Source organism: Stackebrandtia albiflava, from assembly GCF_007994225.1.
Taxonomy (GTDB): Bacteria; Actinomycetota; Actinomycetes; order Mycobacteriales; family Micromonosporaceae; genus Stackebrandtia; species Stackebrandtia albiflava.
In genome coordinates, this window is sequence record NZ_VLLL01000001.1 from 84,620 (window position 1) to 97,735 (window position 13,116).

Here is a 13,116-nt window from a genome sequence, read left to right on the forward strand (position 1 = left end):
GCCCGGGCGCCACTACCGAGGACCGGAACGACGGGACGGCTGGACGTGCCACTTCTGTTACTTGCAAGGTACCCGGCCGGGCGGCCGGGGGTCCCTATGATTCGAGGGAGTGACCAGGTGTCACTCCCTCGAAGGCTCGGTCTATCGCCGGATGCCCAGTCGCTTGATGATCGCGCGGTACCGGTTGATGTCCTCGTTCTGGAGGTACTTCAGCAGCCGACGACGACGGCCGACCAGCAGCATCAGGCCGCGGCGGCTGTGGTGGTCGTGCTTGTGGGTCTTGAAGTGCTCGGTGAGGTCGCTGATGCGCCGCGTCAGTACCGCGATCTGCACCTCTGCCGAGCCGGTGTCACCCTCGGAGGTCGCGTATTCCTTGATGATCTCCGCTTTGGTGGCATTGTCGAGCGCCATGATCTCCCTTTGATGTCGAGATTCGAGAATCGTGTGCCCACGGCGTCGGGCAGGCACACGTGACCGCATGTGGCGGTGAACCACTCCACGTTAACAGGTGGTACCCGGTCGGTTCGCGGCGGTCACGCCTCCAGCAGGCGGCGGGTCTCCACCACATCCGCCTCCATCTGCGCGATGAGCGGCGGAAGTGAGTCGTAGGTGCGCTGCTCCCGGAGCCTCGCCACGAAGTCGATTCCGGCCTCCTCACCGTACAGGTCGCCGGAGAAGTCGAGGATGTGCGCCTCCACCGTGCGGTCGGTGCCGGCGAACGTCGGGTTCGTGCCGACACTGATCGCCGCGGGCAGCACCGTACCGTCCGCCCGCGCGAACCGGCCCGCGTAGACGCCGTCGGCGGGCACCGCCGCGTGCGGGTCGTGCCGCAGGTTCGCCGTCGGGAAGCCGAGCTGGCTGCCACCCCGGTCGGCGCCTCTGACCACCACACCGCGCACCCGGTGGGGGCGGCCCAGCGCCTCGGCGGCGGCCGCCACGTCACCGGCGTCCACACAGGAACGTATGAAGGTGGAGCTGTACACCGTGGCCCCGGTGCCCGCCAACGCGACCGCGTCGGCGGCGAAGCCGAAGGCGTGCCCCAGTTTCTCCAGAAGCGACACGTCACCGGCGGCCTTGTGACCGAACCGGAAGTTCTCCCCCACGACCACGGCGGCGGCGTGCAGGTCGCCCACCAGCATGTCGTGGACGAAGGACTCCGCCGACAGCCGGGAGAACTCGGGGGTGAACGGCTGGACACAGAAGCCGTCCACACCGAGTGCCGCGACCAGTTCCGCGCGCCGATCGAGGTCGGTGAGCGTCAGAGGGTGCGCCCCGGGGCGCACCACTTCGGACGGATGCGGGTCGAAGGTGACCACCACACTGGGCAGCCCCATGGTCCGGGCCGTCTCCACGGCCCGGCCGATGATCTGCTGATGTCCTCGGTGCACACCGTCGAACACTCCGATGGTGATGACCGACCGGCCCCAACCGGGCGGCGTCGCCGAGCTTCCGCGCCAACGTTGCATGATCACCATCCTTACTCACGCCGGAGCCAGGACCACCTCCGGGCGCGCCGACGCGCCCCGCTCCGACATCACCGCCAGGACCGTCTCGTCCGGCCCCACCACCGCGTAACGTTCCGCCAGGCCCGAGGCGGGCAACCGGCCGCCGTGCCCGACGAGCACCGCCTCCTCCGCCGTCACACGCCGGATCGGCATGAGCCTGCTCACCGTCTCGTGCACGGTGTGGGTCACCGGGACGTCCCGTTCGGCCAGTTCCTCCAGCGTGGCGGCCTCGTCGATGCCGAAACCGCCCACCCGGGTCCGGCGCAGCGAGGTGAGGTGCCCACCCACACCGAGCAGGTCGCCCAGATCACGTGCGATCGCGCGCACATAGGTGCCGGACGAGCAGTCGAGCCGGACGTCCACCTCCAGACCCGCATCCCGGCGGACGGCGGTCACGTCGAGGCGGGAGACCGTCACGCGCCGCGCGGGCAGTTCCACCTGTTCACCCTCCCGCACCCGCTTGTACGCCCGCTTCCCGTCGATCTTGACGGCGCTGACGGCGCTCGGCACCTGGGAGATCTCGCCGCGCATGGTCGCCAGACCCGCGTGCACCGCCTCGTCGGTGACACCGGACACGTCGGCGGTGGCGGTCACGTCCCCCTCGGCGTCGTCGGTGACGGTGGCCTCGCCCAGGCGGATCGTCGCCTCATAGGACTTGTCGCATCCGGTCACATAGGTCAGCAGGCGGGTGATGCGACCCACCGCCACCACGAGGACGCCGGTCGCCATCGGGTCGAGGGTGCCGCCGTGCCCCACCTTCCGGGTGCCCGCCAACCGGCGCATCCGGGCCACCACGTCGTGCGAGGTCATTCCACCGGGCTTGTCGACGACGGCGAAGCCGGTCACGGTCTCGGTCATGCGGACGACTCCCGACTCGGCTGCGAACGGCCGGAGATCTTGGCGGCGCACTCGGCCATGGCGGCGCGTGGATCGTGGCCGAGGCTGCTGATGGCCACCAACGCGGTCACGGCGACGTCGGCCAACTCGGCGACGACGTCGGCACGGGTGTGCGTCACACCCTTGCGCGGGTTCTGTCCCAAGGCGCCGATCCAGGCGACGGCGACCTCGCCGGCCTCCTCGGTGAGTTTGAGAATGCGGCAGGTCAGCTCGTGGTCGGTGCGGCCGTTCGCGGCGTCGAGCCAGCCGGTCGCGGTGTCCACCGCCTCCCACATCGGGTCGGTGTCGGTCACCCGCTGATGGTATTGACGGTCGCGCACCGGCGTGCGGCCGCCCGGCCCGGTGACGGAACGCCGCCACGGGACGTCACCGCATGGACATGTCGCGATATGACGTGCGTCCCGCCGAGACGGCGATGACACGGCCGTGGGGCCGGTGGCGGCTAAGGTGAGCCGGTGGCCGAACGTGTACCTGGCGAGTTGCGAACCCTGTGCCTGACCTGCGGTGGCAGCGGCGAGGTGTCGATTCCGCGCGCCCGGATCGACCAACCCGGACGGATCACGGGTGACATGGAGGGACGGGAGTGCTGGTCCTGCGACGGTGACGGCTGGATCCGGCAGGCCCGGCGCGACGGCACGGACGGTACCGCCCCCGGCGAGCCGTGACGCGATACCGGGATGCCCGCCCCCGAGACGCCGTGCTAATCTTCTCATCGCATCCGCACCGGGGTTCGACCCGGCGGGATGATCGGGGGTTCGACTCCCACAACCAGTGAACCCACCGGTTCACCACATACGCGCCGTTAGCTCAATTGGCAGAGCAGCTGGCTCTTAACCAGCGGGTTCGGGGTTCGAGTCCCTGACGGCGCACCGACACGATCGACGAGACTCCGGCCAGTGGAACGACGGCCGGAGTTCTTCGTCTCTCCGGACCCTCATGGCCTCTACTGTGGGCTACGGCCGGCCGGACCGGAGGTCGGTGGCCTTGCGGCGCCAGGTCTCGGCCTCGTCGGAGTCGCCGCGTCGCGCCAACAGGTCGGCGAGGCTGGTCAACACCTTGGCGTACTCGGACCGCGACTCGCGATACCACTCGCCCGCAGGTCCGTCGGCCGACCTGCACCACCCGGGCAGATCGTCCCAGGTGGTCGCGCCGGCGTCGACGGCTCGGCGGTACCAGCGTTCGGCCTCTATGAAGGAACCACGTTCGACCAGCAACGCACCGAGTCCGGCCATCGCCTCGGCGTCCCCCTCCTCGACGCCCCTACGGAACCAGCGTTCCGCCTCCACCGACGCGCCACGCTCGGCCAACATCTCACCCAGTCCGGCCATCGCCCCGGCACCGCCGGCCTCGGCACCCCGCTCGAACCAGCGTTCCGCCTCGGCGGACGCACCACGCTTGCGGAGCACCTCCCCCAGCCCGCCCATCGCATCGGCATCACCCGCCTCAGCCAACCTGCGGAACCACTTCTCGGCGTCCGTCAGGTCCCCGCACATCATGAGAACGCCGGCCAGGACGGTCGCAGCACCGTGGTCACCCGCGTCCGCGGCGCGGCATAGCCAGAACTCGGCCTGGCGGACGTCACCACTGACCATGAGCAGGTTGCCGAAGACGACCGGGATGTCGGCGGCGATCCGATCCCCGAGGAAGGCACCGAGGAATCCGTGGACGGCATCGTCGTCCGGCGGTCCTTCGGCGGTGAGCCTGCGGACCCAGGGCGCGGCCTCGGTGGCGAAAGCCTGCACCGTCGGCATGTCGAGGTCTTCGCTGCCGGCCTCCCGCATCATCGGCAGTACCGCGAGACCCGCCATCGCGAGCAGGTCACCCAGGTCGGCGGCCCGGCGTAGCCAGGGTTCGGCCTCGGCGAGATCACCACGTGCCAGCAGGAGGCGCGCGAGGGAGCGCATCGCGGTCCCGTTCGAGGCGTCCGCGCCCCGGCGGTACCAGGCCTCCGCCTCGACCGGGTCGCCGCGTTCCTCGGCGAGGCGGCCCAGTTCGCACACGGTCTCCGGGTCGATCGATTGCCCGCCATGCGGGGTCTCGGGCTCCGCCTCGTCGCTCGGGTCGCCGGGTGACGCCGTCGCGGCCTCGGGCCGGTCTTCGGTCGGCATGGACGGTGGCGGAGCCGGATCGGCGCCGTCCGGTGGAGGGGGCGGCGCGCCGGTACGTCCCGGCGCGGCGAAGTCACCGCCGCCGTCGTGGGACGGGACGGTGGTGAGACCGCCGTAGGCGACGACGGTCTCGGGCTGGTCGATGGCGGTGGGGGCGATGCCGGTGGCGCGGTGCAGCAGCGTAGCGACCAGCGGCATCCGGGAGGCGCCGCCGACCAGGAACAGTCCGGCCAGGTCGCCGGGTTCCCTTCCGACGGCGCGGATCAGTGTCCGTGTGAGTCGTACGGTCCTGTCGAGGAGTGGCCGCGCGAGGGTCTCCAGTTCGCCCCTGGTGAGGTGGGATTCCTTCTCCACCAGTGGAATGAGCAGATCGACGTGGTTCTCCCTGGAGAGCCGTTCCTTGGCCGCCCGGACGTCGTCGAGGAAGTGCCGGCGCTGACGTCTCTCGTCGGGCCGCTGCGGATCCATCAGTTTCCACCACTGTGGATCCTCGCGGTGTGGACGGCCGAGATGGTCAGTCAGGGCGTGGTCGACGTCCACGCCGCCCAGGTCGGAGGCACCGTCGGCAGCCAGGACGTCGAATCCCGTGTCGGTCCGCCGCACGACCGAGATGTCGAAGGTGCCACCGCCCAGGTCGTAGACGGCGATCACCGATCCCACGGGGACCCCGGCCGCCTGCCGGCGCGAGAAGTAGCGCGCCGCCGCCACCGGTTCGGGCAGCAGTCGCGGTGAGGCCATGCCCGCCGACTCGGCGGCGTCGATGAGGGTCTGGCGCCGCACCGGCCCCCACGTGGCCGGGTGCGTCAGCGTCAACGGGGGAACGGAACCGGTCACCCGGACGCATTCGTCGCGGACCCGTCCGAGGATCGCGGCGAACATGTCCCGCACGGTCACCTCGGCGTCGCCGAGCAGTACCGTCCCGTCGTCGATTCGGCGCTTGGGATGGGGTTCCAGGCGCTCGGGGTACAGGCGGGCCGAATGCGTCGCGTCGCGTCCCACCGTCAGGTCTCCGGCGGTCCCCTTGAACACCGCCGATCCCAGCAACGGCGATCCGTCGAACAGCAGCGGGGTCGCCCGGCCGTCCTCCGCGCCCACGACGGCCACGGTGTGAGAGGTTCCCAGGTCCACGCTCACACTCACCGGCCGCATGGAGGCAACATACCGGCGGTGTTCGGCGACCGGTACACGATGCGGCCCGATGCGGGCCCCCTCACCGGAATCGGCGCGCCGACGGTACGGCTCTCCGGTGGACGTGGTGGTCACCGACGCACGAACACCGTCGGCACCGGGCGTCCGGATTCCGGCGGGCATTCCGTCGCCGGGGAAGCCGCCCGGATCGCCCCCATACGGGACGAACCGCATCCCCGTGGGGCGAGGTGATGCCGTGGTGCCGGGGGTCAGGCGAAGGCCGCCACCAGGGCGGTGACGGCCGCATGGTCGCCGGTGACGGCCACCGATCCGTGCCGTTCGTGCGCGTCCAGGGGTTCCCCGGCGAACAGGACTCGGCTCCACAGTGTGGAGTCGGTCGCCACGGTGGCCGCGGCGTCGGCGGGTTCGCCTGCGCAGACCGTGAATCGGCCGTCCGACACGGTGGTGTGGTATCGGCTGACGGGCGGCGACGGCCGGCGGTCGTCGTGGAGGTGGAGGGCGACGGTCGGAAGCGTGGTGAGGCCGGACGGCGCCATCGTCCGCATCGCGATGATCACCGCGTCGGGGGTCATCCCGCCGGTGGTGGCGGGGTCGGGTCCGTCCGTGTACCAGCGTCCGAGGTCTCGCAGGATCGTCTCCAGACCGCGCCCCCATTCGGTCACGGCGTACACCCGGGTGCGGGCGGGGTCCGGAAGCGCCCGGTGGGTCACGATCCCGGCGTCCTCGAGGTGGCGCAACCGTCCGGTCAGGACCGCGGGGGTGATGCCGCGAACGGTTTCGGCCAGGTCGGCGAAGCGCTTCGGCCCCAGGAGCAGTTCCCGCACGATGATCAGCGTCCACCGGTCTCCCACCAGGTCGAGGGCGTTCGCGGCCCGGCAGGCGTCTCCGTGTTCGGCATAGCTGCGTATCACCGGCATCCATTGATCGTAGCTTCAAGATACTCGGCACTATGTTTAAGATAGTGACATGACAGAGAACCGCACGACTCCACCGGCACCCCCCGTCGTCGACCGCGCCACCTGGTTGCGGGAACGGGAGGCCCTACTGGTGCGGGAGAAGGAGCACACCCGCGCCGGCGACGCCATCGCGGCCGCCCGGCGACGACTCCCCATGACCGAGGTGACACCGCTGTCCCTGCCCGGGGCGAACGGTCCGACCCCGCTCGTCGACATGTTCGAGGGACGCGACGAGCTCGTCGTCTACAAGCACATGTGGGAGGAGGGGAAGCCGATCGCGCAGCAGTGCGAAGGCTGCACCATCACCATCTGGGACTTCCAGAACGCCGCCTACCTCAACGCGCGCGGCGTCACGTTCGCGGTGTGGTGTCCCGGCCCGCAGGAGGAACTGACGAGGTTCCGGGAGTTCATGGGTTACACCCATCCGTGGTACTCCACCCGAGGCGTGGACGACCCGGCCTACGCCGGCGGCGGCGCGATCGCCGTGTTCCTGCGCCGGGGCGACCGGGTCTTCCTCACCTACGAGACCACCGGACGCGGCGTCGAGGCGATCATGGCGTCGCTGAAGCTGCTCGACATGACCGTCTACGGCCGCATGGAGACCTGGGAGGACTCCCCGAAGGACTGGCCGCAGTCGCCGACATTCCACTTCTGGCGCACCGAAGGCAGGCCCACGGCACAGTGGACGCGACCCGGTGCGACCCCGGTCGACTCCTCCGACGGAGGCTGCCACTGAGGCGAGGCTCACGGGTGGACGACCGGTACGGGTCGGCCGCCCGAACCGCGAGGCCGGTGCACGGGAATCGCCGCGAGCCCGACGTGATCAGCCCGGTCCGTCCGGGACCGTGAAGGCACCGCCGCCGGCGGCGAGGGCGGCGGCACCGGCGGCGAGATCGGGCAGGCCGGGATCCGGCGTGGTGCGCAGCAACACCAGCTCGTGGTAGACGGGGGCGGTGGCGGCCACCAGCAGCCGCCGGGGGTCGGTTCGCGGTGGGATCTCGCCGCGTGCGACGGCGCGGGTGACGAGGACGGCGCAGCGCGCGTACCGGTCCTCCCAGAGCCGCCGCTGTGCGTGTTCCGCCTTCTGCGAGTGGAATGACGCGGCGATCAGCGCCGCCACAACGGACGGTCGCGCGGTCAGCGCGTCGAAGACCTCCCGATTGAGCGCCGTCAGGTCACCTCGGAGTGATCCGGTGTCGGGGGGTTCCCACTCGTCGTCCCCGGCGGCGTCTAGGAAGTCCGCGAGCAGGCCGCCGACGTCGCCCCATCGCCGGTACACCGTCGCCCGGTGCACTCCGGCGCGCAGCGCGACGGCCTCCACGGTGACTCCGGCGAAACCGTGTTCGGCCAGTTCGGCGAGCGTTGCCTCGTGTACCCGACCGCGGATTCGGGCGGTCCGGCCGCCGGGCCGGGGCCGGGGCGCGTCCTGGGGGCGGGATGTGGGCGAGGTCATCTGCGGTGTCCTGGTGAATCGGTCGACGGAGGCGCTGACAGCGCTTAATGTAGCATCTGTCGCGTTAAGCCGGGCGAAGTACCCGTCTCGGCGCGCCACACCGCGAACCCGCCCTCCGAAGGAGACGATGCCCCGATGCCCACGCCGCCCCCGCCCGACCCGACCGTGCTGCATCCGATGCCCGGGCAACCCCGCGTGGTGTCGTTGAAGCCGCTCGTCACCTCCCCGCTGATCGAGGTCGGCGAGTTCTCCTACTACGACGATCCCGACGATCCGACCGCCTTCCAGACCCGCAACGTCCTGTACCACTATGGACCCGAGCGGCTGGTCATCGGGAGGTTCTGCGCGATCGGAGAGGGCGTGCGGTTCGTCATGAACGGCGCCAACCACCGCATGGACGGCCCCTCCACGTTCCCCTTCCCGATCATGGGCGGCTCGTGGGCGGAACACCTCGACCTGATCACCGGACTGCCGGGGCGGGGGGACACGATCGTCGGCAACGACGTGTGGCTCGGGTACGGCTCACTGATCATGCCCGGCGTCCGCATAGGACATGGTGCGATCGTCGCCTCGGGTTCCGTGGTGGTGAACGACGTCCCCGACTACGGCGTCGTCGGCGGGAACCCGGCGACGCTGATCCGCCGCCGCTACGGCGACACCGACGTCGACCGTCTCCTCGCACTCGCCTGGTGGGACTGGCCGATCCCGCACATCACCGCACACCTGCGCACGATCATGTCCGGAGGCGTCGACGACCTGGAGGCCGCCGCCCCCACCCGGCCGGCCCGTTGACCCCACCGACCACGACGACGAACCGGAGCCGACACGATGACCGCATCCGACCCCAGTCCCTTCGCGGCGTGGCTCCGCGACCACGCCACCGCGCTCACCCACCTCGACCCGGACGCCCCACAGGACGATCTGGAACCGTTGGGCGACATGATCGGCGACGCCCGTGTCGTCGCGATCGGCGAGAACTCCCACTTCATCCGCGAGTTCTCCGCTCTCCGGCAACGCATCCTGCGGTATCTGGTGGAACGGTGCGGTTTCACCGTTCTGGCGTTCGAGTACGGGTTCGGTGAAAGCCTCCCCCTGGACGCCTGGGCACACGGCGAAGGCGCCGAGGAGGACCTGGCGGGGTTGACCGGCTCCGCGATCCCGGTCGGCCTCGACGCACCGCTGCGCTGGATCCGGCGGCACAACGCGACCGCCTCCCCGCACGTGCGGTTCGCCGGCGTCGACATACCGGCCGCCGGCGGCTCGCTGCTTCCGGCCCTGGAACCCGTCGAGGAGCATCTGCGGGTCGTCGACCCCGAGCTGCTGCCGACGATCCGGACGGCGAAACGGATCGCCGAATCCTTCGCGGGCGACTCGGGCGCGGTCGCCGCACCGGCGTGGGAACGACTGCCGGCCATCGAGCAGGACGCCCTCACCGCGAGCCTGGCCAGGCTGCTCATCAGGTACCGGTCGGTCGCTCCGCTCCACGTCTCCCGTGGCGGCCGGGAGGCGTACAACGTGGCGCTGCAATGCCTGGAGGGGGCCTGTCACGCCGACTACACCTTCCGCGCCATGGCGGGGCTGTTCTCCGGCGGTGGTCTCACCGCCGACACCTCCGCCCGCGAGGTCTACATGGCCGGATCGGTCCGGTGGCATCTGGAACGCCTGGGACCGGGCACCCGGATGGTGCTGGCCGCCCACAACGCCCACATCCAGAAGGCACCGATCTCCTTCGACGGACGTCTCACGTCGCTGCCCATGGGGCAACACCTCCACGACGCCCTCGGCGACGACTACTTCGCGCTGGGCCTGACCAGTACCGCGGGGCACACCGCCGAGATGCACCGCGACGAGAACGCCCGGTTCGGGTTCACCGTCGAGAACGCACCACTGGGACCACCCGCGCCCGGCAGCGTCGAGGAGGACTTCGCCGACTCGGGCGTCGGCTTCGGCCTCGCCGGACTGCGCGGGGTCCCCCGCGACGTCGCCGGCCCCGACCGGATCCGCATCCAGGCCGCCTACATGGAGTCGCCCGTCCTGGCCGCCTTCGACGGCGTCCTCAACGTGCCCGTCTCCACGGTCGCCGACGACCTCGGTGAGACCTGACGGTCCGACGGCCGGGCGGGGAGCCCGGCCGCGCCGTTCCCTCCGGAGTCGCCGTGCCCGGGCCGGGAACCGTCGAGCAGCGCCAGGAACGCCTGAGCGGCCGGTGAGGCACCGATCCTGCTCCAGACGACGTGTTCCATCCGGGCGGGCGCGTCGGCGACCTCGACGGTGACGACACCGGTGAGCCGTGGCACGTAGCCGGACGGGAGCAGCGCGACGCCGAGGTCCTCGACGACGAGCCGGGCGATGAAGTCCGCAGAGGACACCTCGAAGGCGACGTCACGTCGCAGGCCCGCCGCCGCGAACGCCAGGTCGGACTGGGCGCGCCCGGCCGTCCCGGCCGGAAGGTCCACGAAGACCTCGCGGGACAGTCTCCGCAGGTCCACCACGGTCTCCCCCGCCAGCGGATGCCCGGGCGCGACCACCGCCACCAGACGGTCCCGGGCGAGTTCGCGGGTCGCCACGCCCTCGGGTCGCGCCGTGGTCGGCAATCCGAGGAAGGCCACGTCCATCGTCCCCTGCCTCACCTGTTCCACCAGGTCCTCGCTCGCGCCCACCCGCAGGCGGACGTTCACGTGTGGATGGCGGCCGCGGAAGGTCCGCAGCGCCACGGGGACGTCCACGGCGGCGACCGTCGGGATCAGGCCCACCACCAGCTCACCGCGCACCTCGCCGACCGCGGCGGCCACCTCCGCCCGGGCGCGTTCGGCGGCGGCCAGGCACTGCCGGGCGGCCGGAAGGAACGCCTCCCCGGCCGGGGTGAGCCGCACGCTGCGACTGGTGCGCGCGAAGAGCCTGGCGCCGAGTTCCCGTTCCAGGCGGGCGATCTGGTGACTCAGCGCCGACTGGACCACCCGGCAGCGCTCGGCGGCCCGGGTGAAGTTCCGGGTCTCGGCGACCTCGACGACGTAACGCAACTGTTGGAGTTCCACACATCCATCTTGAATCACGATCGATCCGGTGACGAACATGTGTTGGACTCATCGATGGTCGCCGGGTGAGACTTCCGTCGTGACGACCCCCGTATCGAATCCGTCCCCGGCCCGCCTGACCGTTCTCACCGCACTGGCGCCGGTGAGCTGGGGCACCACCTACCTTGTGACGACCGAGTTCCTGCCACCCGGCATTCCGCTGCTGTCGGCGGTGATCCGGCTCCTCCCGGCGGGCCTGTGCCTGGTGCTCGTCGCGCGGGTTCTGCCGCGCGGCCGGTGGTGGTGGCGATCCGCCGTGTTGGGAACCCTGAACATCGGGGCGTTCAACGCGCTGCTGTTCGTGGCGGCCTACCGGTTGCCCGGGGGTGTCGCGGCGACCCTGACCGCGGTGCAACCGCTGCTCGTCGCCGCGATCGGGTACCTGGTGCTGCGTGACCGCCCCACCGGTTGGCGACTCGGCTGGGGCGCCGCGGGAGTGGCGGGCGTCGGGTTGATGGTGCTGCGCGGCCCGGTCGGCTTCGACGCCGTCGGTCTACTCGCCGGCATCGCCGCCGCCGCGTCGATGGCCACCGGGATCGTCCTGACCCGGCGATGGGGGCGCCCCGAGGGGGTCGGCACGCTCGCCTTCACGGGCTGGCAGCTCACCGCGAGCGGCCTGTTGCTGACACCGGTCGCGTTGGCGGCCGAGGGGCTGTCTCCGGTGCCCGACGCGGCGGCGTGGGGAGGCTACGCCTGGCTGGCCGTGGTCGGCACCGCCATCGCCTACGTCCTGTGGTTCGGGGGCCTGGGCCGGCTGCCGGTTGCGGCGGTGTCGTTCCTTCCGCTGCTGTCACCGGCCGTGGCGACCCTGCTCGGCCTGGTGGTGCTCGGCGAGACCCTCACACCGCCGCAGTGCGCCGGATTCGTACTGGCCCTCCTGGCGATCGCGGCCGCGCAGACGACGCCGGCGATCGCGCGCGAACGGTTCCGCCGCCACATCCGACCGACCGCCGGGACCCCGGCGGCCGAATCCACCGAGGAGATCGCACGATGACCGCCACCCGCACCCTGTTGATCACCGGAGCCACCGGGACCGTGTCCTCGGCGTTGCTGGACGCGCTCGAAGGCGCCCCCGTCAGGCTTCGCGCACTGGTGACCGGCGAGGCCGCCGCCGAGACTCTGCGGCGACGAGGCGTGGCGGCGTTCGTCGGCGATCTCGCGGAACCCGCGTCGTGCCGTGCCGCGTTCGACGGCGCCGACGACCTCTGGCTGTTGACACCCAACGACCCGCGCGCGCACGAACTCAGCGCGAACGCCGTCCGGGCTGCGCACCGGGCCGGGGTCGGCCGGGTGGTGCGGCTGTCGGCGTTGCGGGCCGCGCCCGACGCACCGACCCGCAGTGAGCGCCTGCACGCGCGCGCCGACGCGGACCTGATCGAATCCGGTCTACGATGGACGATCCTGCGACCCTTCTGGTTCATGCAGAACCTGCTCGGGGAGGCCCACGACGTCGCCGCCGAGGGTGTCCTGCGACTCAACATGGCGACGAGCCGGCTCGCCATGATCGACGCGCGCGACGTCGCCGCCTGCGCCGCCGTGATCCTGCGCGACGACTCCGACCGGCACGACGGCCGGACCTACACCCTCACCGGTCCTCGGGCGATCACCTTCGACGAGGTCGCCGCGGCACTGTCGGCGGTGTGCGGGCGGGCGGTCCGCTACACACCGGTCTCCGACGACGCACGCGAACGGCGGCTGCGGGCATCCGGTGTGCCGGAGTGGATCATCGGGATGTTGACCGAGTACGCCCAGGCCCACGTGCTGGGCCGGGGCGACCACGTCTCACCCGACTTCGAGGCCGTCACCGGCCGTCGCGCCCGCACCGTCACCGACTTCGCCCGGGATCACGCCGAGGTGTTCACGGCGAGGACCGACACCCGGACGGGTTGACCCGCGACACCACCGGTGCCGCCCTCCCCGAGTCCGGGAGTGGGCGGCACCGGACGTCTCCACCGGGTGCGCCGGAAAACGACT

Annotated in this window: 14 protein-coding genes and 1 tRNA gene; 7 read left to right on the forward strand and 8 right to left on the reverse strand. The window is 71.3% G+C overall.

Going from position 1 to position 13,116, the window contains the following annotated elements; translation table 11 throughout:
• Positions 1-141: 141 nt before the first annotated feature.
• The 4 genes from rpsO to LX16_RS00430 form a co-directional block, all read right to left on the reverse strand.
• Positions 142-411 (reverse strand): 30S ribosomal protein S15, encoded by a 270-nt coding sequence (gene rpsO / locus LX16_RS00415; protein ID WP_147131316.1) that lies wholly within the window; start codon positions 409-411, stop codon positions 142-144.
• A gap of 122 nt (positions 412-533) precedes the next feature.
• Positions 534-1,466, reverse strand: a complete 933-nt coding sequence (locus tag LX16_RS00420; RefSeq protein ID WP_147131319.1) for a bifunctional riboflavin kinase/FAD synthetase — start codon at positions 1,464-1,466, stop codon at positions 534-536.
• Between the two features lie 15 nt (positions 1,467-1,481).
• Positions 1,482-2,363, reverse strand: coding sequence for a tRNA pseudouridine(55) synthase TruB (gene truB / locus LX16_RS00425; RefSeq protein WP_147131322.1), 882 nt, complete (start codon positions 2,361-2,363; stop codon positions 1,482-1,484).
• Positions 2,360-2,677 (reverse strand): MazG-like family protein, encoded by a 318-nt coding sequence (locus LX16_RS00430; protein WP_147131434.1) that lies wholly within the window; start codon positions 2,675-2,677, stop codon positions 2,360-2,362. Before LX16_RS00430 ends, truB begins: the two co-directional genes overlap by 4 nt.
• A 180-nt stretch (positions 2,678-2,857) precedes the next feature.
• Between LX16_RS00430 and LX16_RS00435 the strand changes: the two genes are divergently transcribed.
• Both LX16_RS00435 and LX16_RS00440 read left to right on the forward strand, forming a co-directional pair.
• The gene (locus tag LX16_RS00435; RefSeq protein WP_147131325.1) at positions 2,858-3,067 is read left to right on the forward strand and encodes a hypothetical protein; all 210 of its coding nucleotides are present in this window, start codon (positions 2,858-2,860) and stop codon (positions 3,065-3,067) included.
• Between the two features lie 131 nt (positions 3,068-3,198).
• A tRNA-Lys gene (locus tag LX16_RS00440) sits at positions 3,199-3,271 on the forward strand.
• Between the two features lie 84 nt (positions 3,272-3,355).
• On the opposite strand, the gene LX16_RS00445 is transcribed toward LX16_RS00440, so the two are convergent.
• Both LX16_RS00445 and LX16_RS00450 read right to left on the reverse strand, forming a co-directional pair.
• Positions 3,356-5,659 carry an Hsp70 family protein gene (locus tag LX16_RS00445; RefSeq protein WP_158645437.1) on the reverse strand — a complete coding sequence of 768 codons (2,304 nt, stop codon included), beginning with the start codon at positions 5,657-5,659 and terminating at the stop codon, positions 3,356-3,358.
• 248 nt (positions 5,660-5,907) lie between these two features.
• Positions 5,908-6,576, reverse strand: coding sequence for a winged helix-turn-helix transcriptional regulator (locus LX16_RS00450; RefSeq protein WP_147131332.1), 669 nt, complete (start codon positions 6,574-6,576; stop codon positions 5,908-5,910).
• A gap of 49 nt (positions 6,577-6,625) precedes the next feature.
• Here LX16_RS00450 and LX16_RS00455 point away from each other — a divergent pair, with 49 nt between their 5' ends.
• Entirely contained in the window at positions 6,626-7,351 is a 726-nt protein-coding gene (locus LX16_RS00455) for a DUF899 family protein (protein ID WP_147131335.1), read from the forward strand.
• A gap of 87 nt (positions 7,352-7,438) precedes the next feature.
• On the opposite strand, the gene LX16_RS00460 is transcribed toward LX16_RS00455, so the two are convergent.
• The gene (locus tag LX16_RS00460) at positions 7,439-8,068 is read right to left on the reverse strand and encodes a TetR/AcrR family transcriptional regulator (protein ID WP_147131338.1); all 630 of its coding nucleotides are present in this window, start codon (positions 8,066-8,068) and stop codon (positions 7,439-7,441) included.
• A 135-nt stretch (positions 8,069-8,203) separates the two neighbouring features.
• Here LX16_RS00460 and LX16_RS00465 point away from each other — a divergent pair, with 135 nt between their 5' ends.
• On the forward strand, positions 8,204-8,860 hold the full coding sequence (locus LX16_RS00465) for a CatB-related O-acetyltransferase (RefSeq protein WP_147131342.1): 657 nt from the start codon (positions 8,204-8,206) through the stop codon (positions 8,858-8,860).
• Positions 8,861-8,896: 36 nt separating this feature from the next.
• Positions 8,897-10,171, forward strand: coding sequence for an erythromycin esterase family protein (locus tag LX16_RS00470; RefSeq protein ID WP_147131345.1), 1,275 nt, complete (start codon positions 8,897-8,899; stop codon positions 10,169-10,171).
• Here the strand turns inward: LX16_RS00470 and LX16_RS00475 are convergent.
• The gene (locus LX16_RS00475) at positions 10,084-11,103 is read right to left on the reverse strand and encodes a LysR family transcriptional regulator (protein ID WP_211354205.1); all 1,020 of its coding nucleotides are present in this window, start codon (positions 11,101-11,103) and stop codon (positions 10,084-10,086) included. The genes LX16_RS00470 and LX16_RS00475 overlap by 88 nt on opposite strands.
• A 79-nt stretch (positions 11,104-11,182) precedes the next feature.
• Between LX16_RS00475 and LX16_RS00480 the strand changes: the two genes are divergently transcribed.
• Together LX16_RS00480 and LX16_RS00485 are read left to right on the forward strand one after the other, a co-directional pair.
• Complete coding sequence (locus LX16_RS00480; protein WP_244615618.1) at positions 11,183-12,136, forward strand: EamA family transporter; 954 nt, start codon at positions 11,183-11,185, stop codon at positions 12,134-12,136.
• Entirely contained in the window at positions 12,133-13,032 is a 900-nt protein-coding gene (locus tag LX16_RS00485) for an NAD(P)H-binding protein (protein WP_147131353.1), read from the forward strand. Before LX16_RS00480 ends, LX16_RS00485 begins: the two co-directional genes overlap by 4 nt.
• Positions 13,033-13,116: the final 84 nt, after the last annotated feature.

Excerpts from the sequence above, each read along its gene's own strand:
- LX16_RS00465 (WP_147131342.1), top strand. The coding sequence starts at position 8,204 with ATGCCCACGCCGCCCCCGCCCGACCCGACCGTGCTGCATCCGATGCCC.
- LX16_RS00470 (WP_147131345.1), top strand. The coding sequence starts at position 8,897 with ATGACCGCATCCGACCCCAGTCCCTTCGCGGCGTGGCTCCGCGACCAC.
- LX16_RS00460 (WP_147131338.1), bottom strand. The coding sequence starts at position 8,068 with ATGACCTCGCCCACATCCCGCCCCCAGGACGCGCCCCGGCCCCGGCCC.
- LX16_RS00420 (WP_147131319.1), bottom strand. The coding sequence starts at position 1,466 with ATGCAACGTTGGCGCGGAAGCTCGGCGACGCCGCCCGGTTGGGGCCGG.
- LX16_RS00445 (WP_158645437.1), bottom strand. The coding sequence starts at position 5,659 with ATGCGGCCGGTGAGTGTGAGCGTGGACCTGGGAACCTCTCACACCGTG.
- truB (WP_147131322.1), bottom strand. The coding sequence starts at position 2,363 with ATGACCGAGACCGTGACCGGCTTCGCCGTCGTCGACAAGCCCGGTGGA.
- LX16_RS00450 (WP_147131332.1), bottom strand. The coding sequence starts at position 6,576 with ATGCCGGTGATACGCAGCTATGCCGAACACGGAGACGCCTGCCGGGCC.
- LX16_RS00485 (WP_147131353.1), top strand. The coding sequence starts at position 12,133 with ATGACCGCCACCCGCACCCTGTTGATCACCGGAGCCACCGGGACCGTG.
- rpsO (WP_147131316.1), bottom strand. The coding sequence starts at position 411 with ATGGCGCTCGACAATGCCACCAAAGCGGAGATCATCAAGGAATACGCG.
- LX16_RS00430 (WP_147131434.1), bottom strand. The coding sequence starts at position 2,677 with ATGTGGGAGGCGGTGGACACCGCGACCGGCTGGCTCGACGCCGCGAAC.
- LX16_RS00455 (WP_147131335.1), top strand. The coding sequence starts at position 6,626 with ATGACAGAGAACCGCACGACTCCACCGGCACCCCCCGTCGTCGACCGC.